Source organism: Vicinamibacteria bacterium (genome assembly GCA_035620555.1).
Lineage (GTDB): Bacteria > Acidobacteriota > Vicinamibacteria > Marinacidobacterales > SMYC01 > DASPGQ01.
On record DASPGQ010000770.1, the window covers coordinates 16506 to 37579 of the forward strand.

General features: G+C 62.6%; 18 protein-coding genes. 7 read left to right on the top strand and 11 right to left on the bottom strand.

What is annotated here, in order from left to right:
* Positions 1-33 precede the first annotated feature (33 nt).
* Together VEK15_31050 and VEK15_31055 are read right to left on the bottom strand one after the other, a co-directional pair.
* A complete protein-coding gene (locus VEK15_31050) occupies positions 34-1260 on the bottom strand; it encodes a M48 family metallopeptidase (protein HXV65173.1) in 1227 nt (408 codons plus the stop codon).
* A 44-nt stretch (positions 1261-1304) separates the two neighbouring features.
* Positions 1305-2225 (bottom strand): MerR family transcriptional regulator, encoded by a 921-nt coding sequence (locus VEK15_31055; GenBank protein HXV65174.1) that lies wholly within the window; start codon positions 2223-2225, stop codon positions 1305-1307.
* A 179-nt stretch (positions 2226-2404) separates the two neighbouring features.
* Here VEK15_31055 and VEK15_31060 point away from each other — a divergent pair, with 179 nt between their 5' ends.
* The 4 genes from VEK15_31060 to VEK15_31075 all read left to right on the top strand — a co-directional run bounded on the left by VEK15_31060 (position 2405) and on the right by VEK15_31075 (position 7531).
* Positions 2405-3790: a deoxyribodipyrimidine photo-lyase gene (locus tag VEK15_31060; protein ID HXV65175.1), complete on the top strand. Its 1386-nt coding sequence runs from the start codon at positions 2405-2407 to the stop codon at positions 3788-3790.
* Positions 3791-3894: 104 nt separating this feature from the next.
* Entirely contained in the window at positions 3895-4116 is a 222-nt protein-coding gene (locus VEK15_31065; GenBank protein ID HXV65176.1) for a type II toxin-antitoxin system VapB family antitoxin, read from the top strand.
* Positions 4109-4528 (top strand): PIN domain-containing protein, encoded by a 420-nt coding sequence (locus VEK15_31070; protein HXV65177.1) that lies wholly within the window; start codon positions 4109-4111, stop codon positions 4526-4528. Before VEK15_31065 ends, VEK15_31070 begins: the two co-directional genes overlap by 8 nt.
* 393 nt (positions 4529-4921) lie before the next feature.
* Positions 4922-7531, top strand: coding sequence for a protein kinase (locus tag VEK15_31075; GenBank protein ID HXV65178.1), 2610 nt, complete (start codon positions 4922-4924; stop codon positions 7529-7531).
* A gap of 142 nt (positions 7532-7673) precedes the next feature.
* On the opposite strand, the gene speB is transcribed toward VEK15_31075, so the two are convergent.
* From speB to VEK15_31120, 9 genes are all read right to left on the bottom strand, one after another.
* The gene (gene speB, locus VEK15_31080) at positions 7674-8627 is read right to left on the bottom strand and encodes an agmatinase (GenBank protein ID HXV65179.1); all 954 of its coding nucleotides are present in this window, start codon (positions 8625-8627) and stop codon (positions 7674-7676) included.
* Between the two features lie 137 nt (positions 8628-8764).
* Positions 8765-10204: a sodium:solute symporter gene (locus VEK15_31085; protein ID HXV65180.1), complete on the bottom strand. Its 1440-nt coding sequence runs from the start codon at positions 10202-10204 to the stop codon at positions 8765-8767.
* Between the two features lie 369 nt (positions 10205-10573).
* Complete coding sequence (locus tag VEK15_31090; GenBank protein ID HXV65181.1) at positions 10574-12991, bottom strand: ABC transporter permease; 2418 nt, start codon at positions 12989-12991, stop codon at positions 10574-10576.
* 189 nt (positions 12992-13180) lie between these two features.
* The gene (locus VEK15_31095) at positions 13181-13591 is read right to left on the bottom strand and encodes a putative toxin-antitoxin system toxin component, PIN family (protein HXV65182.1); all 411 of its coding nucleotides are present in this window, start codon (positions 13589-13591) and stop codon (positions 13181-13183) included.
* Positions 13592-13888: a type II toxin-antitoxin system Phd/YefM family antitoxin gene (locus tag VEK15_31100; protein ID HXV65183.1), complete on the bottom strand. Its 297-nt coding sequence runs from the start codon at positions 13886-13888 to the stop codon at positions 13592-13594. It lies immediately after the preceding gene.
* Between the two features lie 202 nt (positions 13889-14090).
* Positions 14091-15134 (bottom strand): Fic family protein, encoded by a 1044-nt coding sequence (locus VEK15_31105; protein HXV65184.1) that lies wholly within the window; start codon positions 15132-15134, stop codon positions 14091-14093.
* A 656-nt stretch (positions 15135-15790) separates the two neighbouring features.
* Positions 15791-16717, bottom strand: a complete 927-nt coding sequence (locus VEK15_31110) for a class I SAM-dependent methyltransferase (GenBank protein HXV65185.1) — start codon at positions 16715-16717, stop codon at positions 15791-15793.
* A 362-nt stretch (positions 16718-17079) separates the two neighbouring features.
* Positions 17080-17409 carry a hypothetical protein gene (locus VEK15_31115; protein HXV65186.1) on the bottom strand — a complete coding sequence of 110 codons (330 nt, stop codon included), beginning with the start codon at positions 17407-17409 and terminating at the stop codon, positions 17080-17082.
* Positions 17406-17864: a putative toxin-antitoxin system toxin component, PIN family gene (locus VEK15_31120; protein ID HXV65187.1), complete on the bottom strand. Its 459-nt coding sequence runs from the start codon at positions 17862-17864 to the stop codon at positions 17406-17408. Before VEK15_31120 ends, VEK15_31115 begins: the two co-directional genes overlap by 4 nt.
* 161 nt (positions 17865-18025) lie before the next feature.
* On the opposite strand from VEK15_31120, the gene VEK15_31125 reads away from it, so the two are divergent.
* Genes VEK15_31125 through VEK15_31135 form a run of 3 tightly spaced genes read left to right on the top strand, consistent with a single transcriptional unit; the run spans position 18026 to position 21070 of the window.
* The gene (locus VEK15_31125) at positions 18026-19255 is read left to right on the top strand and encodes a homoserine O-acetyltransferase (GenBank protein ID HXV65188.1); all 1230 of its coding nucleotides are present in this window, start codon (positions 18026-18028) and stop codon (positions 19253-19255) included.
* Positions 19256-19262: 7 nt separating this feature from the next.
* Positions 19263-20588, top strand: coding sequence for an O-acetylhomoserine aminocarboxypropyltransferase/cysteine synthase family protein (locus VEK15_31130; GenBank protein ID HXV65189.1), 1326 nt, complete (start codon positions 19263-19265; stop codon positions 20586-20588).
* A complete protein-coding gene (locus VEK15_31135) occupies positions 20585-21070 on the top strand; it encodes a CoA-binding protein (GenBank protein HXV65190.1) in 486 nt (161 codons plus the stop codon). The genes VEK15_31130 and VEK15_31135 overlap by 4 nt, the downstream gene beginning before the upstream one ends.
* The last annotated feature ends 4 nt before the right edge of the window (positions 21071-21074 follow it).

The window sequence follows — 21074 nt, forward strand, 5'->3', positions numbered from 1 at the left end:
ATCGGGGCGGCAGAAGTCGGGCCGCCTCGGGGTTCATCTCTGCTGCTCCGCTTTCCACCGCATCGCCATCTCGATCCGCGAACGGCCGCTCGGATGATCGAAGAAGAGGCTTTCCTCCAGCGGCCCCGGGCTCAGCTTGCGATACTCGCCCAGCTTGATCGAGACCTCGGCGAAACCATCGGGCTCACGAGCCGCGTTCAGACCGAAGAGGTCGGCCTCGGCCTCGTTGGCGCGCACGTAGCTGTTTACGACGGGCGTCATGAGGAAAATGAACGTGGCGAAGAGCGCCGCGAGCAGAGGCAGGCCGGCGATGTCCCCGATGTCGCGGATTCCGAACCGCTCGCCCCATCGCTCTCGGAGGCGCTCGAAGAGCGCGTTGACGAACGCGAATCCCGCCGCCAGGAGAAGGCCGAAGAACAAGAGCCCCTCCCACACGTGGTTGAGCGCGTAGTGGCCGATCTCATGGCCCATGACCGCCCGGATCTCGGAGAGCGAGCACCGGTCGAGCAGATTGTCGTTCAGGGATATCCGCATCGTCGCGAGAAAACCGCTCACGTTGGCGCTGATGCGTTTCGATTGACGCGAGGCGTCGAACTGATAGACATCGTCGGCGTGAACGCCGTTGGCGCGGGCCAGGCTCAGGATCGGTGCCGTGATCTCCGGGTCGTCCAGAGGCTCGTACTGGTTGAAGAGCGGAAAGATGAAAACCGGGCCGATGAGAAGCACGAACGACAAGAAGACTACACCTCCCACCGAGCCCCAGATCCACCATCGTCTTCCCGCCTTGCGGATGGCCACGTAGAGGCCGGCCACGGCAACGGAGAGGAGAAGCAGACTGACTCCGAGAGCGACCAGCTGATCACGCATCCACGGCCCGAAGGTCTGGTTCGCTAGCCCGTAGTGGTGCTCGCGGAAGAAACCCTGGTACAGCGTCAACGGAAACCCCAGGACGAACGTGACGACACCGTACGGAACCATGTAGAGTGTCGTTGCCACGAAGCCACGTCCGGCGCGCGCTTCCGCCCAGTCGCGCATCCACGCCGAGAAGCGACTCGCGAGCAGGAGCCACGCGATTCCCAGCGTATACAAGTAGCCGATGAGCTGGAGCCAGTAGCCGCCCTCGAAATAGGCGTCCGAGCGTTCGCGTTCCTCCGCGGGCACGCGCGAAAGATAGGCCTCGGTCTCGGCCTCGGGGTCGAAGCGCAGCTGAGCGAACGCCGGAGTGGCCCAGAGAAGAGAAAGGAGCAGTACCAGGCGCACGCGCAGACGGTAACGACAACGAGGGGTGTCGTCAAGCTCGTCGCTTACTGCCGAAGCGACTCGAGTGTCGTGCGCAGACTCTGGTAGTCCGGAAGGTGTCGGGCGCCGACCGCCTCGAGGATGCTTCGGTAGCTTGGTGCGCCCCGCCCACCGACGAGGATCGTCGTCTCCGGCGCGACGAGCTTGGAGAGCCTCTGGATCTCCGTCTGGACCTGTGGATCGTCGGTAGGATAGACGATGCTCAGAGCCACGGCCCGTGCGCCTCGCTGTCGCACAGCCGCCGCGATCTCGTCCGCGGGAAGGCTCGGGCCGAGGTAGGTCGCTCGCCAGCCTTCCGATGCCGCCGTGGCAGCCGCGAGAAGGGCGCCAATCTCGTGGAGCTGTCCCGATGGCGTCGTGACGACGATCTCGGGGGCCGCGGTCGCGACCGGAAAAGCACCGTCGAGGCTTCCAAGGAACGAGCGGACGAGCGCTGAAGCGAGATGTTCGTGCGCGACGCGAAGCGAGCCGTCACGCCAGGCGTCACCGATCCGATGCATCAACGGGACGATGATCTGCTCCATCATCGCTGGCCGACTCAGAGATATGGAGGCCTGATCGAGGGCGCGCTGGAGTGCCGCGGTATCGAGTCGGCCGGTTGCCTCCAAGGCCGTGGACAGAAGCTGGTTGCCGTCAGAACGAACCGGTGCACGAAGGCGCTCGGGGGCGGCGCTCTCGTCCTCTTCCACGAGACTCTTGAGCTCGGGCGTTGGAAGCTTTGCGATTTGCCCGATGCTCCTTCCCGCCAGGGTCGCCCGGCGAAGAAGGATGAGGCGCTCGAGGTCTTCGGTCGAATAGACCCGGCGCTGGGTTGGCGTTCGCTTGGGCTCGACGGCACCGTAACGCTTCTCCCAGGCTCGTATGACGTGGGCGCTCAACCCCGTGCGTCGCGCCGCGACTCGAATAGGATGAAATTCTGTCGGCACATTGTATTGTTGAACATTCGATATTTTCTTGTCAAGTTTACATTCGACTTAATACTTTTATAGATAAAATGTAGCCAAAGGACACTGGTGGTGCGTGTCGCAGGGAGCCATCATTCGAAAAGCACGTTAGCGGGAGCGTTTCCGCTCGAAAGCCATGCCGGCCGAACGAGTGCAAGCGGATGAATACCGCGATCTGGTGGATTCGGCGAGATATTCGACTCGAGAACAATGTCGCTCTCGCCGCCGCACTGGATCACGCCGAGCGAGTCGTTCCCGTTTTCGTCATAGACCCCGAGCTTCTCGCCTCACCCTACGTATCGCAGCAACGATTCGCCTTTCTTCTCGGAGGGCTCCGCGAACTGGATGAATCTCTCCGCAAGCGAGGAAGCCGGCTCGTCGTCCGCCGCGGGCCGCCGCTCCGAGAGCTTTCCCGGATAGTTCGTGAGACGGGAGCCGAGTCGATTTACTGCGAGCAAGATGTGTCTCCGTACTCACGGAAGCGCGATCGAAAACTGCGGGACTCGCTCCCTCTGAAAAGCCTCTGGGGACTTTCCTATCTTTCTCCCTCGCAGGTGCTGAAACCCGACGATTCCCCTTATACCCAGTTCTCGGCTTACCGTCGCACGTGGCTGCGCGAAGCGGTCCGACGCTCGACTTCCGTCTGGAAACCGCCGTCCAGGCTTCCGGATATCGGTCGAGTCCCAAGCGATCGCTTGCCCGACGTGCGCGCTCGAGACGACTCGCTGTTTCCTCCCGGAGAACGGGAGGCGAGGCGCCGCCTCTCTCGATTCTCGAAGCGGATCCATTCCTATGCCGAGGTCCGCAATCGCCTCGACCTCGAGGGGACGTCCCGGCTTTCGCCCTACTTTCGGTTCGGGAACCTGTCGGCTCAAAGGGCGGTGAGCGCCGCCTTCGACGCGATCGATGATGCGGCGGGAAAGGGCGAGATGAAGGGCGCGGAGGCCTGGCTCGCAGAGCTCATCTGGCGGGAGTTCTACATTTCGGTTCTGTGGCATTTTCCCGAAGCGCGAAATCGGAGCTTTCGTGGCGAGGGCCGGTTCATGCACTGGCGCGACGACGAGGACGATTACGCCGCCTGGTGCGAGGGCAGGACCGGCTACCCCGCCGTCGACGCTGGCATGCGAGAGCTCTCCCGAACGGGATTCATGCACAACCGGGCCCGCATGATCACCGCATCTTTTCTCACCAAGCATCTCCTCATCGACTGGCGACGGGGGGAACGCTGGTTCATGCAGCACCTCGTCGACGGCGATCCCGCCGCCAACAACGGAGGCTGGCAATGGACGGCGGGAACGGGAACCGACGCCGCCCCGTATTTTCGCGTCTTCAATCCGATTCTCCAGGGTAAGCGGTTCGATCCCGACGGGCGCTACGTGAAGCGCTGGTTGCCGGAGCTTCGCGCTCGCCCCCGAGCTTCCGTACACGAGCCCGATCGACCGATCGTGAGTCACACCGAGGCGCGGGTCCGAGCCCTTCGAGCGTTCCAGGAAGCGAGGAAACGGGCGCGAACGAGTCGACGAGACGAACCCGACAGGAACGACTGACTGCCGGCCGATCAGACGACCAGGCCGTCGACGTCGGAGCCGAAGTAGATCGAATCGGCCCAGAGACGATATATCTGTATCGACATTTCATATATAATCCAGAAATGGCTAAGCGACTCGTCGAAATCGATGATGACCTGCTCGAGCGAGCTCGAAGCGTGGCGGGGACCGACACGATCAAAGCGACGGTAGAGACCGCGCTTCGGCGTCTGGTCGACCAGGACATGATACTTCGGCACATCCGGCGGCTTCGGGGACCGGGGGCCCTCGATGTCGGGAAGGTCGAAGAGGCGCGCCGGCCCAAGACGTTCGTCAACCATGGCTGAGCCCCGTTACCTAGTGGACACCTCAGTGCTCGCTCGCGCTCCTCAGCAAGGCGTTGGCGACCGGCTCGAAGCCCTCGCGCGCGCCGGACAACTTTGGTCGTGTCGGCTCATCGATCTGGAGGTAATCTACGGCACGCGGGCCCGAGACGTTGACGACGTCATCGACGAACGGATGGCTTTACCCGAAGCTTCGATCACACCGACGGTGATGAATCGAGCGATCCAGATGGCAAAGATGCTGGCAGCGGCAGGCCACCACCGCGGGGCCAAGCCGTCGGACTTGATCATCGCCGCGGCTGCCGAGTTTGCCGGGCTCACAGTGCTCCATTATGACGACGACTACGACCGCATCAGCGCGGTCACCCATCAAGCGACGGAATGGGTCGCGCCCCGCGGTAGTCTCGATCGCTGAGGTTCAGAAGCGTCGCTCGAAGCGCCCTTCGCGTCTTCAATCCAGTTGTCGGAACGCTACGTAGAGCGCTGGTTGCCGGAGTTCGAGATCGCTCGCGAGATTCCGTGCACGAGCTCCGTTCGACCGATCGTCCGTCACACCGAGGCGCGTGTCCGAGCCCTTCGAGCCTTCCAGGAAGCGAGGAAACGGGCGCGAACGAGTCGACGACACGAAACTGACAGGGGTGATTTATGGTGACGGACTCCGATCACTCTGTACCGCGTGAGCGACTTGCCCGGTCGCGAGCCGATTCCCAGGATGGAGAACGGCCTAGAACGACTCGCTCACCGGCGGACGCCCTGCCTCTCCGGTCACTTGTGAAAGTGGGAAGAGTTCTCCTATCCTTTCCACCCTGTGACGCTCACCCCTGGAGAAAAGCTCGGGAAGTTCGAGATCCTCGCTGCCATCGGTGCGGGCGGTATGGGCGAAGTCTACAAGGCGCGCGACCTAACTCTCGAGCGAAACGTCGCCCTCAAGCTCCTTCCCCAGCATCTCACCTCCGACAAAGAACGTCTGGCCCGGCTCGAGCGCGAAGCAAGAGCACTCGCATCCATCGAGCATCCGAACATCGCTTCTCTCTACTCGCTCGAGGTGCAGGACGGTACGTCATTCCTCGTCATGGAGCTGGCCTCGGGGGAGACGCTCTCGAAGCGGCTCGCGCGCGGACCCATTCCTTACGAGGAAGCCCTTCCTCTCTTCGTCCAGATATGTGATGCCCTCGAAGCGGCGCACGGCCGCGGAATTCTTCATCGCGACTTGAAGCCGGGAAACGTCCAGATCGACGAAGAGGGGCGGGTGAAGGTTCTCGATTTCGGGCTGGCGAAATCTCTCGACGAGCCGGTCGAAACGCCCGAGCTCACCGAATCGCCGACGCGAACGAAGGCGACCGAGGCCGGTATGATCCTGGGAACGGCTTCCTACATGAGCCCCGAGCAGGCCCGAGGGAAGGCGCTCGACAGGCGCTCGGACGTCTGGTCGTTCGGCTGCGTCGCCTACGAAATGCTCACCGGAAGAAGAGCTTTCGATGGAGATACCGTCACCGACATCCTGGCGGCGATCGTGAAGAGCGATCCCGATTGGGGCGCTCTTCCGGACGGAGTTCCGTGGCACGTGCGCCGTCTGCTGAAGCGATCTCTCGCGAAGAAACGCGAGGAGCGGCTCCGCGATATCGGTGATGCGCTTCTCGAGCTCACGGACCCTCCGAACGTCGCCGAGGTCAGCGAGAGTCGGCGTCCTCGAGCGAGGGTCGGACAGCTCCTCGCGGCCGCCGCCCTCGGAGCGCTCATCGCGAGCGGTCTCTGGTCGGCACGGGGAGGCGACGTCCGCACGGCGCGCCCGACGGTGCGTCTATCGATGACGTTTCCGAGCGACTCCCCCTCCACCACCTTTGGCCTGTTCGACGTATCTCCGGACGGACGGACGCTCATTTACACGAGCTCCGGTCGTGTCTACCTCCGGCGATTCGACGAGGTCGAAGGGCGACCTCTGGAAGGGGCGACGTCCGCGGAGCGCGCGTTCTTCTCTCCCGACGGGCGCTGGGTGGGTTACTCCGCCTCGGGCCATCTCTACAAGGTCCCCGTCGACGGAGGGGGCTCGACCCAGCTGGCGGACCGGGCGTTCGCCACGGCGATACATTGGGCGAACGACGGATTCGTGTATTTCGCGGAAACCTATTCCTCTCCGATCGTGCGCGTTCCGGAGAACGGGGGCGACCCCGAGCCGGTCACACGGCTCGAGGAGGGCGATCTGGGACACTGGTCTCCCTGGCTTCTACCCAGCGGTGAAGCTCTGCTCTACACCGTGTACGCGCAAGGAAGTCTCGACACCTGGGAGGTACGCTTGCAGGACCTCCGTTCTGGAGCGACACGCCAGCTGCTCCAAGGGGGATACACCGCACGCTTCATCCCCGACGGCTACCTTCTCTTCGGTCGCTCGGGAGACTTGTTGGCGGTCCGATTCGATCCGTCGAAGCTCGAGCTCCAGGGCGAGCCCTTCCTCGTGCAAAGCGACGTCCTCACCTCACCGGTCAACGGGTCCATTTTGATGGCGGTCACGAACGACGGAACGTTCCTCTACGGCGAGCAGAGTACGGACAATCGCGTCGTATGGGTCGCCGGAACCGGCGAGGAACGGCCAGCCTCCACGGAGCGGCGGAATTTCGAGCTGCCCCGCTCCTCCCCCGACGGAAAGACACTGGCCGTTGTCGTCAGGGAGGGGATCGACCGCAGCATCTGGCTCCTCGATCTCGTCCGTGGCTCGCTGAGCCGGCTCACCTTCGGCTACGACGACATCGATCCGGTCTGGTCCCCCGATGGCGAGTGGGTGTACTTCACTTCGGCGGCGAATGGTCCGTACGAGCTCTTTCGCGTGAGAAGCGACGGAAGCGGCGAACCAGAGCTCATCCTCGGAGGTCCGGTCGACAAGCACGCGACCTCGATCTCGCCGGACGGCCGCGAGCTCGCCTACACGGAGCAAGGTCCGGGTGACAGCATCCACATTCTCTCGCTCGAGACCCGGGAGAGCCGCCGACTGGGCTCCGGCATGTTCCGGGAGTTGTCGCCCTCGTACTCTCCGGACGGCGCGTGGATCGCCTACCAGTCCCTGGAATCGGGACGCTGGGAAATCTACGCACGGCGGTCCGACGGGAGCGGGGCGCGAATCTCCGTCTCGGTCAACGGCGGATCGCATCCGGTCTGGTCGAGGAACGGAGGCGAGATTTTCTTCATCAACGACAATCGCATGTTCGCGGTCGAGGTGCCCGAGGGACCTTCCTCGGGCCTCGGTCAGCCGCGGGCGCTGTTCTCAGTCGATGCATACGTCGGCGGGTATCAGGTCCCGGGATACGACGCGGGACCGAACGGAGAGCTCGCCCTGGTCTGGACGCGCGGAGGCTCGCGGCTCACGGAGCTCAAGATCGTGCTCAACTGGACCGACGAGGTGCGCCGCCTCGACCCGGCTAACTGAGAGCGGGATGAGCAGAGAGCGAGCTTAAACGTCGTTCGTTCAGACGATCGATCCGCCGGGTTCCGGTCCTTCTCGAGCGCCTTCATCGTAATCCAGTCGAGATCCCTCGCAGCTCCCTCTCGAGAGTCGGAACCTCCACCCGTCACGTTCGGTAGGGAACGCCGGGAAGAACGCAGAGCATCTCGAAGAGCAGGTTGGCGGCAACGAGGGCCGTATTTCCCGACGTGTCGTAGGGCGGTGAGACTTCGACCAGTTCCCCGCCGACGATCTCGAGGCCGCAGCAGCCGCGCAATATCTCCTGGCCCTGCGCGGTCGTGAGGCCTCCGATCTCGGGGGTGCCGGTGCCCGGGGCGAAGGCGGGGTCGAGACCGTCGATGTCGAAGCTGACGTACGCGGGACCTTTGCCGATTTGCTCGCGCACCTCGGCCATCAGTGGAGTCAGCGATCGATACCAGCACTCCTCGGCCGGAACGACGCGGAAGCCCTGGGCCCTCGGCCAGTCGAAGTCCTCGGCGGTGTAGCCGGTTCCTCGAAGCCCTATCTGGACCACTCGGGCTCCATCGATCAGTTTTTCTTCCACGAGCCGTCGGAATGGCGTCCCGTGTGCGATCTTCTCGCCGAACATCGTATCGTTGACGTCGGCGTGAGCGTCCACGTGCACGACTCCGAGAGGACCGTGCTTCTTCGCGAGCGCGCGCAAGATCGGAAGCACGATGGTGTGATCGCCGCCGAGCGTGAGCGGCCTGCACCCGGCGGCGGCGATTTCGTCGTAGGCCGCCTCGATGAGAGCCATGCTCTTTTCTACATTGAAAGTGTTGATGGCAACGTCACCCACATCGGCGATCTGGAGGGCGTCGAACGGGGCGGCTCGCGTCGCCATGTTGTAGGGGCGAATCAGGCAGGACTCCGCGCGGATCTGGCGCGGTCCGAATCGCGCGCCGCTTCGATTCGACGTTCCGATGTCGAAGGGAACTCCCACGAAGCAGGCATCGAGGCCTTCGGCCGACGACGCGCTCGGCAGGCGCAACATCGTCGCCGGCCCGCCGAAGCGCGGCATCTCGTTCCCGCCGAGGGGCTGGTTGAGCTTCTTGGACATTCCCGAAAGACTCGCTCGGATTCTACTCGAAGTCCCGCGACCTATCCGCACTTTGGCTTGAGAAATGGGCGCGGAAGCAACGACGCAATCAACGTTAGAGCTTCTCCGAGCGACATCTCGGGATGAGCTCCGCGAGGTCACGTCTTCGGGCCGATGCGTTCTTTGGACACTCGAATCCTTCCCCCTTTATTCCGAAATGCGAGCCCCGGCCAGTAACTCACGGCGACAAGAGTTACGAAGCTCGTCCCCAGGCCGACGAGAATGGATGGTGTCGAGCCCGCACCCCAGGTCGCCATGGCCAGGGAAGAAGCGACGGCGCTCAGGCCCATCGAGGCGAGCGTCCCCGACGCCGTCGCCCGATTCCAGACCATGCCGGCAACGATGGGAAAGAAGAGCGAGCCCGAGAGAAGCGTGTAAGCGATGTCGAGGGCGACAATGACGTCCTGGATCCAGAGGGCGATGGTGATGAGGATGATTCCGAGCACGCCCGTCACGAGCCGGGTCTTGCGCAAAAACACCTCGTCGGAAACGTCCTTCACCAGGAAGCGCCGGTAGACGTCGTGCGCGATGAGAGTCGAGGACGCCAGAAGCGTTCCACTGGCCGTCGACATCAAAGCCGACAGCGTTCCCGCGAGAACGATGCCGGTCACTCCCGGAGGCAGCAGGTCGACGACGACGGTGGCGAAGGCCATCTGAGAGTCTTGGAGCTCCGGGAACGCGACCGCAGCGATCATTCCGATCACCGAGGTCGCGACGGCATAGGCCGCACAGTAGGCGCCGGCGACGATGGTGCCGCGCCGGGCGACGGTCGGGTCCCTCGCGGTGAAGACCCTTTGCCAGATGTCTTGACCGATGGCGAGCCCGAGACAGAACAGGAGGAAGAAAGAGAGAATCTCACCGTAGCCGATGGCGTCGAGCCGGAAAAACGTGTGCGGAAGCTCTCGCGTGAGCGCTCCCCAGCCCCCCACTCTCGCGAGCCCCATGGGAACGGCGAGAAAGAAAATTCCCACCGTCATCAGGACCCACTGCACGGAGTCGGTCATCGAGACCGACCACATACCACCGAGAAATGTGTAAAACAGAACGACGGCTCCTCCCAGAAGCATCCCGGCCCAAAAGCTCCAGCCGAGAAAGGCGGTCAGGAGAGTGCCGATGGCAATCACCTGGACGACGGCAATGAGCGCCGCATAGATCGCCATGATGACCGCACTCACGAGACGCGCCTTCGCGTCGTATCGGAGCTCGAGCATCTCGCTGATGCTGAGAACCCGGAGCTTCGAGACGCGATTCGTCAGGAAGAGCCCGAGCGCCATGACGCCCGCGCCCATCATGAACACCATCCACATTCCCGAGAGCCCGTGCTCGAAGCCGAGCCTCGTCCCACCAACGGTAGAAGCGCCTCCGAGGACCACGGCCGATAAGCACGCCACGTACATTCCGTAGCCGAGGCTTCGGCCCGCCACCAGATAGCCGCTCGAGCTCTGGCTCCGCTTCCAGCCCCGCACGCCCAGATAGAGCATGAGCGCCAGGTAGGCGACGAGGACAGCGACGTCGAGAGGGGCGAGCCGGGTGGGCACGACCGATGCATTCGACCCGAGGTCAGGACGGGAGTCAAGAGCTCACGAGGCCCATTCAGGCCGCGAGCTACTTGTCATTGGTTCGGGTGGACTCCCCAGTGCCGCTTCGTCTCGTTCAAGTGTCGGTGCGCCGCAGCCAGGAAGCAGTCGTCCCTGGGCGCGGCGCTTCTGCTGGCGACGAACGTCATCTGCGTCAATTTGAGCGCCGTCGTCACCTTTCTGATCCAGGGGCTTCGCCCTCGGAAGTGGTGGGAGGAGGAGAAGGCGGACCGTGCCACCCGAATCGCCTTACTCCTTTGGGGGATCTTTCGCCATCCTTGTCGCCCTGATCGCCGTGGGGTTCGGCAACGTGGCGCGATGATCGCGCCTTCATTCGTGACGCAGCGTGATAGCCGGATCCACGCGAGCCGCCCGGCGCGCCGGAAGGTAAGCGGCCAGAAGTGCGCTGATAGCCAAGAACAACGTGGCACCGGCGAAGCTCACGGGGTCGAGCGGACTGACGCCATAGAGCAAGCTCGCCAGTAGCCGCGTGGTGGCGAACGCGGCGATGACACCCAGTCCAATCCCGAGGGCGCTGATTGCGGCGCCACGCTTCCAGATTGCTCCCACCGCTTCACGAGGCGTCGAGCCGAGCGCGAGTCGAATGCCAATCTCCGGTGCGCGAGCGCCGGTCACCGTCGCCATGACGCCGTAGATTCCCACCGCGGCGAGGAGGAGCCCCGTGCCCGCGAAGAGTCCCAGCATCAGCGCTTGAAAGCGAGGTCTCGCGACCTCGCGGTCCAGGATGGCGTCCAGAGAGACGATGCTCTCCACGGGAATATCGGGGTCGATCTCCCGCACGGCGGCGCGAAGCGCCGGTGCCAGAGTCTCGGCGTCGTAAACCGAGCGCACGACCAGAGCCCGGCCTCCGTAGTACCCTCCCCGCGGCCCGTCGTTGAACGTTTGACCCACGGGAAAGTAGACATCGAGCCAGGATTTTCGAAGCTCCCGGTAGCGCACGTCGGCGGCGACGCCGACGACTGTGGTGTACGCCATGGTCGTGCCGTTTCCGAGCCTCTTTCCAACCGGATCCTCGCCAGGCCAATGGTGGGCGGCAAAGCTCTCGGTCACGATCGCCACCCGGGGCTCGTTGGCGCGATCACCTCGATGGAACGGGCGTCCGCGCAGGAGCGTCATGCCCAGGGTCTCGAAGTAGCTCTCCGGCACCCATTCGATGCTGACCATCGGGTTGCGTTCCCGCTCGTCCTCTGTCTGCCCCTCGACCGAAATCGGTCCGGTGACCCCGGCATCGGCGCTCCCGGGAGGATGCTGCACCGCGGTCACGTCGCTGACTCCGGGAATCGCTCGAGCTCTCTCGGTCAGGCGATCCATCAGCTCGATCCGCGATGCGAAGGATCCGAACATCGGGTACTTGCCGTCGGGAATCTGGAGCGCCGCAAACGTCAGGTTCGTCGGCTCGAAACCGCGCTCGATCCGCGTCTGGGCGAAAAACGCCTGCCCGAGCAGGCCCGCCCCGACGACGAGCACGAAAGCGAGCGAGAGCTCGAGCACGACGAGAACGCTCATCGTGCGCCAATCGGCGAAGACGCCCCGGCCTCGCCGGAGCGTCGAGAGCGCATCCTGGCTCGACGCTTTCCAGGCGGGAGCGAGGCCCGACGAAATCGCCGCGAGGAGCGTCATAATGACCGCGAAAGCCAGGACGCTCCCATCGAGAGCGATGCGCTCCGCTCGGGGAAGCGTATCCGGAAGCAGCAGGAGGAGCGCCGACAGCCCCCAGCGCGCGAGCACGAGCCCGGCGGCGCCTCCGACGGCGGCCAGAACCAGCGTCTCGACGAAAAGCTGACGGGTGAGCCGAGCCCTTCCCGCACCCATGGCGACGCGGATCGCGAGCTCCCGATCCCGCTCCGCGCCGCGCACGAATAACAAGGTGGCGACATTCGCGGCTGCGATCAGGAGCACGACGCCGACCGCCCCGAAAAGGAGCCAGAGCGCGACGCGGACGTCCCCGACGATGGTTTCGAGGAGCGGCGTGATGACGACATCCATGTCGCCAAACTTCTGGGGGTCCTCGGCGGTGAGTCGAGCCCGAATGGTCCGGAGCTCCGCGCGCGCCTCTTCGACCAAGACGCCCGGTGCGAGTCGCGCAAGGACATCCGCTTCGAAGTACTGGTCCTTACTCCACCTCGGTACCTGGTAGATTTCCGCGCTCGCGGGGTAGTCGACCCCGGGAGGCAAGACACCGACGACGCGATAGCCCGCTCCATCGCCGGGGATCGGAAGGATCGTTTCCACGACGCCGGGATCCGACGCCAATAAGCTCTGCCACGTTCGGTAGCTCAGGACGACCGGGGGTGCGTCGCCCCCGTCCTCGTCGGCGGGCACGAAGGTTCGGCCGACGAGCGCGCTCACTCCGAGGACGTCGAAGTAATCCGCGGTGACGGGAAGCACGCTGACCGAACGATGAGCTCCGTCGATGGTGACAGCCTTGTCGGACGGTCCCGTGTACCAGAGCGCCGCCATCCCCTCGAAGCTCTCGCTCGCCTCCCGCCAGGCTTCGAGCTCTTCGTACAAGACCGGATAGTGCGACCAGCCGCGCTGGAGGTCGTTCTTCGAGATCCGGACGAGACGGTCTTCCTCGGGGTACGGAAGCGGCGACAACAGCAAACCATTGACGACGCTGAATACGGCGGTGGTGGCACCGATGCCGAGCCCGAGAATGGCGACCACCGCCGCGGTAAAAAGCGGCCGCTTCTGGAACGTCCGCAGAGTGTGAACAAGTGCCGTCATGCGGCGATTCTCGCAGATCTGCGGGCGGGATCCCAGGCCCCCATTCGCGCTCGACAGACACGGTGGAATCTGATTTCCGCCCCGACAGAAAGGCCGGCGGGTCGACGCCGCGCCGCAAGCGCACCATCCGAGGCTCTCTCCCCTTCGAATGCCCTCTCGGCCTCGGGGACGCTTTCACGAACTCATCTGTCAGAGAACTTGCAGGAAGATTCGCGCAGTCACAAAGTCCACCGCCTCGAATTTCTCCAAGCTGAGCAAGTCTCGATCGCCGGTGACGACGTACCGGGCCTGCCCTTCGAGGGCCGCCTCGATCACCATGTCATCATCCGGGTCACGGCAGACGTTGACCTTACGCTTCGGCTCGATCATCTCTCCACGCAACGCCAGAAGAGCCAGAAAGTCGGAAACGTCGGTGTCGGACAGTTTGTATTTGTCCCGGATTCCAGGCAATGCGAGCTTTTCCAAGAGCTCATCCAAGAGCGATTCGGAATAGACGGCCGTGAAGTCGCCATCCCGCAGCCTCCGAAGTATGGGCCCTACACTGCCGGTTGGCTTGATGAGTGCACGGATGAGGATGTTGGTATCGATGACAGCCCGCATTCAGGCTCGACGTTTACGTGCACGAACCTCGCGAGTCCCCTCTTGCAGATCGTGCTCGACCTCCTCGTCCGAATAACGAGCGTTCGCCAATTCCATACGCTCGAGGAGCTTGTCGAATCGCGACAGTACTCCGGATTCATCAAGCCGTACGAACTTCTGATATTGCGTGTAGGGAATCATGACGGCTTCGGGACGGCTGCCCCGAGTGAGGATGTAGGCAATCCGGTCCTTCGCCACCTCGTCGAAGACGGCCTTGAACCTGCGTTGGAGCTCGGTGACGCCAATAATCTTATCCATAGTAATCCACATTCATGTTTCTATCCACATTCTACTACATAGCCGTGCATCACCGATTTCCCTTTCGGTGTTCCCAGCAAGCCACCGTGAGGAGAGCCTTACTCCGGCAACGCTGAACACTCTTCATGTCTCACTGGTCGAACCAGTGGCTTACCCCTCAATGCGGAGTTGTTACCCTCTCTATTACCCTCATTAGAGGGTATTACCTCTTCTTTCGCCACCGGGCCGCCGGCCCTCTTCCTCGACTCTCGAGCTGGCCTGCTCTTCGGAGCTGCCCTAGAACGCGACGAAGCATATCCCTGCTGACCCCAGGACACGCCCGCTCGAGCTCCACGAGCGCGAACTCGCCGGGAAAAGCGTTTACCGCCGCCAGAACCAGCTCCGTCTTTGCCCCACGCGGACTCTTGAGCTGGCCGACCCGCTCTTCGAGCTCGCGGTAAGCCTCCTTTAGGATGAATAGAATGTAGCCGATGTGCGGCCACGGGTCGTGCTTCCCCTCGTGCCAGCCTTGGGATCCGATTTCCAGCGTCTCGTAGTAGCGCTCTTTGTTCTCCTCGATGAGCCGCTCGAGGCTGATGTAGCGGCCGACTTCGAAGCCGAGATGGTAGGTTTGGAGCAGAAGAAGCAGTCGTGATGCCCGGCCATTCCCGTCTCGAAACGGATGAATACAGAGGAAATCAAGGCTGAAGGCCCCTAGGGCGATGAGCGGATGGAACCATCGTTCCTGCAGGCATCGATGCCAGCTTTCGACGAGCCCGTCCATGAAATGCGGTGTTTCGGCCGCGGGTACCGGCCGGAACCGCACGCGAACGGTGCCGTTCGCATAACGCTCGATGATGTCGCTATCTCTCGTCTTGAACTCTCCGGCGTCACCGACACCCGCCCGGGCGATTCGGTGGAGCTCCTGAATCGATTTCACGGAAACGCGCTCGTTCGCGTGTTGGTCGTGAATTCGCTTCAGGGCGTTCCGATACCCCCGTACTTCCTCTTCGTTTCGATCCCTGAGCTGGGACTTTCCAGAAAGTACGGTCTGCAACCGCGCCTGGTCCACGGTAACCCCCTCGATCCGGTTCGAGGAAACCGCACTCTCGATGATGGCATGCTCCCTCAACACCTTCAGCATCTGAGGTGACTGCCTTCGGAAGAGCTCCTGCTTCCCTCGGGCTTCCCCAAGATCTGCGAGATACCAACCCACCGCGGCCGAGATGTCTCCCTGTCCCACTTCGAACCTTTGGAACGTCTTCACCAGGCGCCCTTATTCCTTGCCTACTGGCGAGTCGAATCATCGAGGTCCGCTCGCTTCCACCCAAGAACAATACCGATCAGGCCGACGCACCGGATTTAGGCTGTTGCCGACGTCGGGAATACCGTGCTCAATTCTTCCTGATATGCCTCCAAACAGCAGCGACCCTGCCGTTCTGCGCAAAGATATCACTCGATTGTCTCAGTATCGGTTCGAACGTTCTGCGCTGGAACCGCAGAAGGCTTCCGGGTGCGCGCTCTGGGGTCGCTCCGGACCATCGACGGGAAAGCTTCCGTGAGGAGGTGTGGCGGCGACGACCCGATCTCGTCCTGACCGGAGACGCAGCTAGCGCATCGACGAAACCTGTCGCTCGAGCTCGGCGAGGCATTTCTGGAGGTAGACGAGACTGACCCCTTCCCATTCCGCCACCATCGTCCTCCTCGGTGACCGGTTTGACCATTTAAGCTGCAGAAGGTGCTGTGGCAACGAACACGTGTTCGCAGCCTGAGTCAACGAGCACCTGGCTTGAGATGCGCTCCCCTCATGAGACATGGGTTAGTGCGCGGCGACGAGCCGCTTCAGCTCTAACGAGCCAAATCACCCGCAGTCTTCACCCGCCCGAGTCCTCTCTATTTGGAGGGCGGAATCAAGGCGACCCCCTAGGCTCCTCGGCGAATTACGGTCACGATCTGTGGCTGTATGGCTCGGTACCATCCCTTTTGGGGGATGGGGCGATCCTCGACCCCGAACTGGACCGTGTCCCCGTGCTCGTCGAGGAAAGCCCTACAGCTTAGAAGCTTCCGAAGATCGAACATCTCATCGTCCGCCGATAGGAGCTCCCCCGCCAGACACATCGCGACAACGTCATCGGGTTCCCGGCCAAATAACCAGCTCTCGGTTCGATGCACCTCGACCGTGGGTGGAGACGCTGGGTCCAGAAGAGGGGCGATGCCCGCTTGACCGAGCAGTTCCTCACGAAGAGCCCAACGCTCATCGAGCTCGTGGACGCGGCTCTCGTCCCCGATACGAGCGTAGTGAAACCTTCCAGCACGGCCCGTCGTCGACATCAGTTGGTCTGCGATTACGACGAACAAAACACCGCCCGCTCGAAGAGAACCGTATAAGGCTCGAAGCGTATCCACGAGATCGGCCACGAAATAGAGCATGTGAATGGCCAGTACCGCATCGCAACGAATCTCCGAACCTCCGCTGCTCAGGGGCAGCGGTAATCGCTCTACGGGCACCGGATGAAGACTCCCGCACTTGAGTGACGGATGGACCAATAGGCGTTGCCGGTATTTTTCGAGCAACGCCTCGTTCGGTTCCTCGACGTGGATCGTTGCGCCCTCAACGCGCGCGAGCGCCAGATCGACAATGTCTCCCGCACCGCCGCCCACGTCCAGGATGTGGGCAGCCGTGGGCAACTGTTTCAACACTGTATGAAGGAAGGGAAGGAAGTCTTCCCTCTGTGAATTACCGAGGACCCGTGTATCGTCGGGGTGTTCGCGCAGCATCATCCGCCGCGCGAATACCGCTTCGTAGGCTTGCTTGTTGGTGTAATTGCGGAACTCGTCTTCGAGTGCCATTCGTCACCGAAGTGTAACCGAAATGAAGAGCCCCCGACGTAGCTTGGTTTTTTGGCGACGCCGTCACAACTGCGCCCCACGATCACCGAGAACGCTGAACTGCTCGCCGCTCGCATTGCCGCAGGACTCGCCGTGGTCGTTGTCGGCTACTTCGGGATGCGACTCTTCGGGCTTCGTGGACGAGGTCTTCGCGCTGACGTTTGGGTTACCCGCCGCGTCGTTCTTTCTGCCATCCTGCTCGGCATCTTCAGCACCCGCGAACGGGCGCGGACAGTTCTCAGGGACCGACGCCAAAAGGCGGCGAGAGTCATCAGTACCGCAATCCTCTACCGACGATCGTTCCGTCCGACGGCGAACGGCGCTCACGAAGCTTCCGAATCGCGCTCTTTCTTTCGCTCGAGCCAGGCGATCATGGCCTCTCGGGTATAGCTCGATGGGATCCGGTCCCCTTCCGCAGTCTCGGCTTTCTCCTTGCGACGTTTGCGGTCCGCCTTCTTCAGAGCGTTCACGAAGCCGCTCTTCGTGCCTCGCCGAGCCCGCTCCTCGAGCATCGCGATTCCCTTCTGCGATTCCACAAAACGAGCAAGCGCGTAGTTGACCAGTTGATTGTAGGAGATGCCCATCTCCTCCGCCAACGCTGAAAGCTCGTCTTGCAGCGGTGGCACCAATCGAATCGTTGTCCGTCTTGTCATTTCTTTCGTCCCGCGCCCGATGCCAGCAGTTCGCTCGGCGTCAGAAGCATGATTCCGAACGACTCAATGCCGGGAAAGTGCCTCTTGTTGAATGTGATGAGCGAGGCCACATCTCCGTTGACTGCGCACTCCAGAATGCAATCGTCTTTTGGATCCGACAGCATGGGTCGCCAGAGAAAGTTGATCCTCTGGAGTTTGGATCGCCGGAGAAGATGTTCCCAAATTGCGTCTACATCGCGCGCTGTCAGACCGGTCTTCTCGAGGAATTCCTCTCGCTTCATCACACTCTCGTACTCCGTGAACAGCGGTACGCTCACAACAGGCGTCAACACCTGCTCACTCACGAGGTGAAGGATTTCACGGGACGCACCCTCCGGCGACCGAATCCCCGCAACGAGGACGTTGGTATCCAATACTACTCGCACCCGCTGCGATGGTGTCATATAAGACACCATGAGTGAATAGCCGGAAGACGGTACCCATACCACCCGGACGGCTCGAGGATCTCGTAATGCGAACACGTGGTCGCCGACTTCAAGTAATACTTGAAGTCGTGCCGCGGAGCCTGGATCGTTTAAACACAACGAATGGCCCCGTCAGCGTCCGAGAGGCTATTATGCCGACCATGGGGACCGTGGCACGCGAGGGCGGAGTCGGCATCGTTCGAACACAGTTTCTCGACCTGCCCGAGCCCCTCATGCTCGACTGCGGGAAGAAGCTTTCCGACGTTCGCATCGCCTACGAGACCTACGGCGAGCTCACTCGCCGAAAGGACAACGTCATTCTGGTCTGCCATGCGCTCAGCGGTGATGCCCACGCCGCGGGCTGGAGCGAAGCGGAAGCCCAAGAAAGCGCTCTGGATGGTTTCGGCGCGGAGGAACGCGCGATCGACTCCAAGAAAAGCCTCGGCTGGTGGGACGGCATGATCGGCCCGGGAAAGGCTTTCGACACCGATCGATATTACGTCGTGAGCACGAACCTCATCGGAGGCTGTCGGGGCTCGACCGGCCCGTCGTCGACCAATCCCGAGACCGGCAAGCCTTACGGCCTCGATTTCCCCGTGATCACCGTTGCCGACATGGTGCACGCGCAGCGTGCGTTTCTCGATGAGCTCGGGATCGAGTCGATTCTCACCGTTTCCGGGGGGTCGCTCGGAGGGATGCAGGCGCTCGAGTGGGCCTACAACTACCCGAACGACGTGAAGAGCATCGTTCCGATCGCCAGCACGGCGGCTTTGAACCCTCAGGGCGTCGCCTGGAACGCCATCGCCCGAAACGCCATCATGGCGGATCCCGACTGGCAGGACGGGAACTACTACGGTACCGGACGGGCGCCTGGCGCGGGTATGGGCATCGGTCGCATGGTCGGCCACGTTACCTACCTGTCCGCGCAGTCGATGGCGGCGAAATTCGGGCGGCGGCTGACGAATGCCGCAGAGATCTCCTATACGCTGACGGAGCCCGACTTCGAAGTCGAAAGCTACCTGAGACACCAGGCGGCCAAGTTCGTCAATCGTTTCGATGCCAACACCTATCTTTATTTCTCCCGAGCGCTCTCCTATTTCGATCTGGCGCGGCAGTACGGAGGCGGGAGCCTCGAGCGGGCCGTGGCCGGCTTCGAGGCCAAGACGCTTCTCGTCTGCTTCAGCTCGGATTGGCTCTACCCGCCGGAGAACTCGCAGGCGCTCGCCAAGGCGCTCGGGGCATCGGGAAAGGAGGTCGAGATCCAAGTCATCGAGACCTCCTACGGGCACGACTCCTTTCTTCTCGAGGAGGCGCGACAGACGCCGATCGTCCGCGATTTCCTCGCCCGCGTCTACGACGACGTCCGGCGAGCGGGGAGGTAACTCCGATATGGAAGACTTCGAGCGAACCCGAACCTTTGGCTTCGACACGCGTCAGGTTCACGCGGGGCAGAGGCCCGATCCCAATACCGGAGCGCGCGCGGTCCCGATCTTTCAGACGACGAGCTATGTGTTCGAGGATCCCGAGTCGGCCGCTGCCTACTTCAACCTCAAGGAGTACGGAAATACCTATTCCCGGATCATGAACCCCACGGTCGCGGCTTTCGAGGAGCGCGTGGCCAACCTCGAGGGTGGATGCGGCGGGGTCGCTTTCTCGAGCGGCATCGCCGCCCAGGCGGCCGCCTTCTTCACGCTGCTGCAACCTGGCGATCACGTCGTCTCGTCGAGCGCCCTCTACGGCGGATCGGTCAACCAGCTCAAGCACTTTTTCCGCAAGCTGTCTGTCGATCTCACCTTCGTGGATCCCGATGATCTCGACGGGTGGAAAGGGGCCCTTCGCGAGAATACCAAGCTCGTTTTCGCGGAGACGATTGGAAACCCCGGCGGGAACGTGCTCGACATAAAAGCCGTCGCTCGTCTCGCACACGACCACCGGACGCCTCTCATGATCGACAATACGTTCGCGACACCTTATCTCTGCCGGCCGATCGAGTGGGGGTGTGACATCGTCGTGCACTCGGCAACGAAATTCATTGGCGGTCACGGCACGAGCATCGGCGGAGTCGTGGTCGAGTCGGGCCTCTTCGACTGGTCGAACGGACGATTTCCCGTCGTGGCGGACCCCTCCCCCGCCTACCACGGACTCGCCTTTCACGAGACCTTCGGAACCTACGGGTACCTCATGAAACTGCGCGCCGAGACGCTTCGCGATCTCGGAGCGGCGATGAGCCCGTTCAACGCGTTCCTTTTCCTCCAGGGCCTCGAGACACTGTCACTCCGGATGGAACGGCACGTCTCGAATGCGTTAGCGGTCGCTCGATTCCTCGATGCCCATCCGATGGCCGAGCGGGTGACGTATCCGGGACTGTCTCGAAGCCGCTACCGTCCGCTCGTCGAGCGCTATCTGCCGAAGGGTGCGGGCGCCGTGTTCTCGTTCGACGTGAAGGGCGGCCGCGAGGCCGGCCAGGCTTTCATTGGAGGGGTCGATCTCTGGTCGCACCTGGCCAACGTAGGAGACGCCAAGAGCCTGATCATTCATCCGGCCAGCACCACACATCGCCAGCTCAGCGAGGCCGAGCTCGAAGCCGCGGGCGTCCGTCCCGGCACCATACGCCTCTCGGTGGGCATCGAGGACGTCGACGATCTGATCTGGGATCTCGAGCAAGGCTTCGCGGCAGCGCGACGGGCGAGTGATGTCGAGGCGGTGCGCGCATGAGCTTCGATCTGACCCGCTTCCAGGACCCGGAGACGATCCAGCGGGTGTTGTACAACGCCAAGACGGTCGCGGTAGTGGGCCTTTCGGCCAACGTCCTTCGTGCCAGCTACTTCGTCGGCTACTATCTCAAGCGTCACGGCTATCGCGTCATACCCGTGAATCCCCGAGAGACGGAGATCCTCGGTGAGGTGAGCTTCCCGAATCTGACCGAGGTTTCCGTTCCCGTCGACGTCGTCAACGTCTTTCGTGCCCCCGAAGCCGTTCCCGCGATTGCGGAGGAGGCCGCCGCGATTGGCGCCAAGAACCTCTGGTGTCAGTTCACGGTGATAAGCCAAAGAGCCGCCGAGATCGCCGAGAGCGGCGGGTTGTCCGTGGTAATGGACCGCTGTATCAAGGTCGAGCACGCCCGCTACATCGGGCGCATGCACTGGCTGGGCTTCAATACCAACCGCATCACCTCGATCCGCGGAGGATTGCAGTAGAGTC

What these genes read in the sequence shown, in the direction of transcription:
- VEK15_31095 (HXV65182.1), bottom strand. Translation starts at nt 13,591, where the DNA reads ATGCGGGCTGTCATCGATACCAACATCCTCATCCGTGCACTCATCAAG.
- VEK15_31065 (HXV65176.1), top strand. Translation starts at nt 3,895, where the DNA reads ATGGCTAAGCGACTCGTCGAAATCGATGATGACCTGCTCGAGCGAGCT.
- speB (HXV65179.1), bottom strand. Translation starts at nt 8,627, where the DNA reads ATGTCCAAGAAGCTCAACCAGCCCCTCGGCGGGAACGAGATGCCGCGC.
- VEK15_31125 (HXV65188.1), top strand. Translation starts at nt 18,026, where the DNA reads ATGCCGACCATGGGGACCGTGGCACGCGAGGGCGGAGTCGGCATCGTT.
- VEK15_31115 (HXV65186.1), bottom strand. Translation starts at nt 17,409, where the DNA reads ATGACAAGACGGACAACGATTCGATTGGTGCCACCGCTGCAAGACGAG.
- VEK15_31110 (HXV65185.1), bottom strand. Translation starts at nt 16,717, where the DNA reads ATGGCACTCGAAGACGAGTTCCGCAATTACACCAACAAGCAAGCCTAC.
- VEK15_31060 (HXV65175.1), top strand. Translation starts at nt 2,405, where the DNA reads ATGAATACCGCGATCTGGTGGATTCGGCGAGATATTCGACTCGAGAAC.
- VEK15_31135 (HXV65190.1), top strand. Translation starts at nt 20,585, where the DNA reads ATGAGCTTCGATCTGACCCGCTTCCAGGACCCGGAGACGATCCAGCGG.
- VEK15_31130 (HXV65189.1), top strand. Translation starts at nt 19,263, where the DNA reads ATGGAAGACTTCGAGCGAACCCGAACCTTTGGCTTCGACACGCGTCAG.
- VEK15_31090 (HXV65181.1), bottom strand. Translation starts at nt 12,991, where the DNA reads ATGACGGCACTTGTTCACACTCTGCGGACGTTCCAGAAGCGGCCGCTT.
- VEK15_31120 (HXV65187.1), bottom strand. Translation starts at nt 17,864, where the DNA reads ATGGTGTCTTATATGACACCATCGCAGCGGGTGCGAGTAGTATTGGAT.
- VEK15_31070 (HXV65177.1), top strand. Translation starts at nt 4,109, where the DNA reads ATGGCTGAGCCCCGTTACCTAGTGGACACCTCAGTGCTCGCTCGCGCT.
- VEK15_31100 (HXV65183.1), bottom strand. Translation starts at nt 13,888, where the DNA reads ATGGATAAGATTATTGGCGTCACCGAGCTCCAACGCAGGTTCAAGGCC.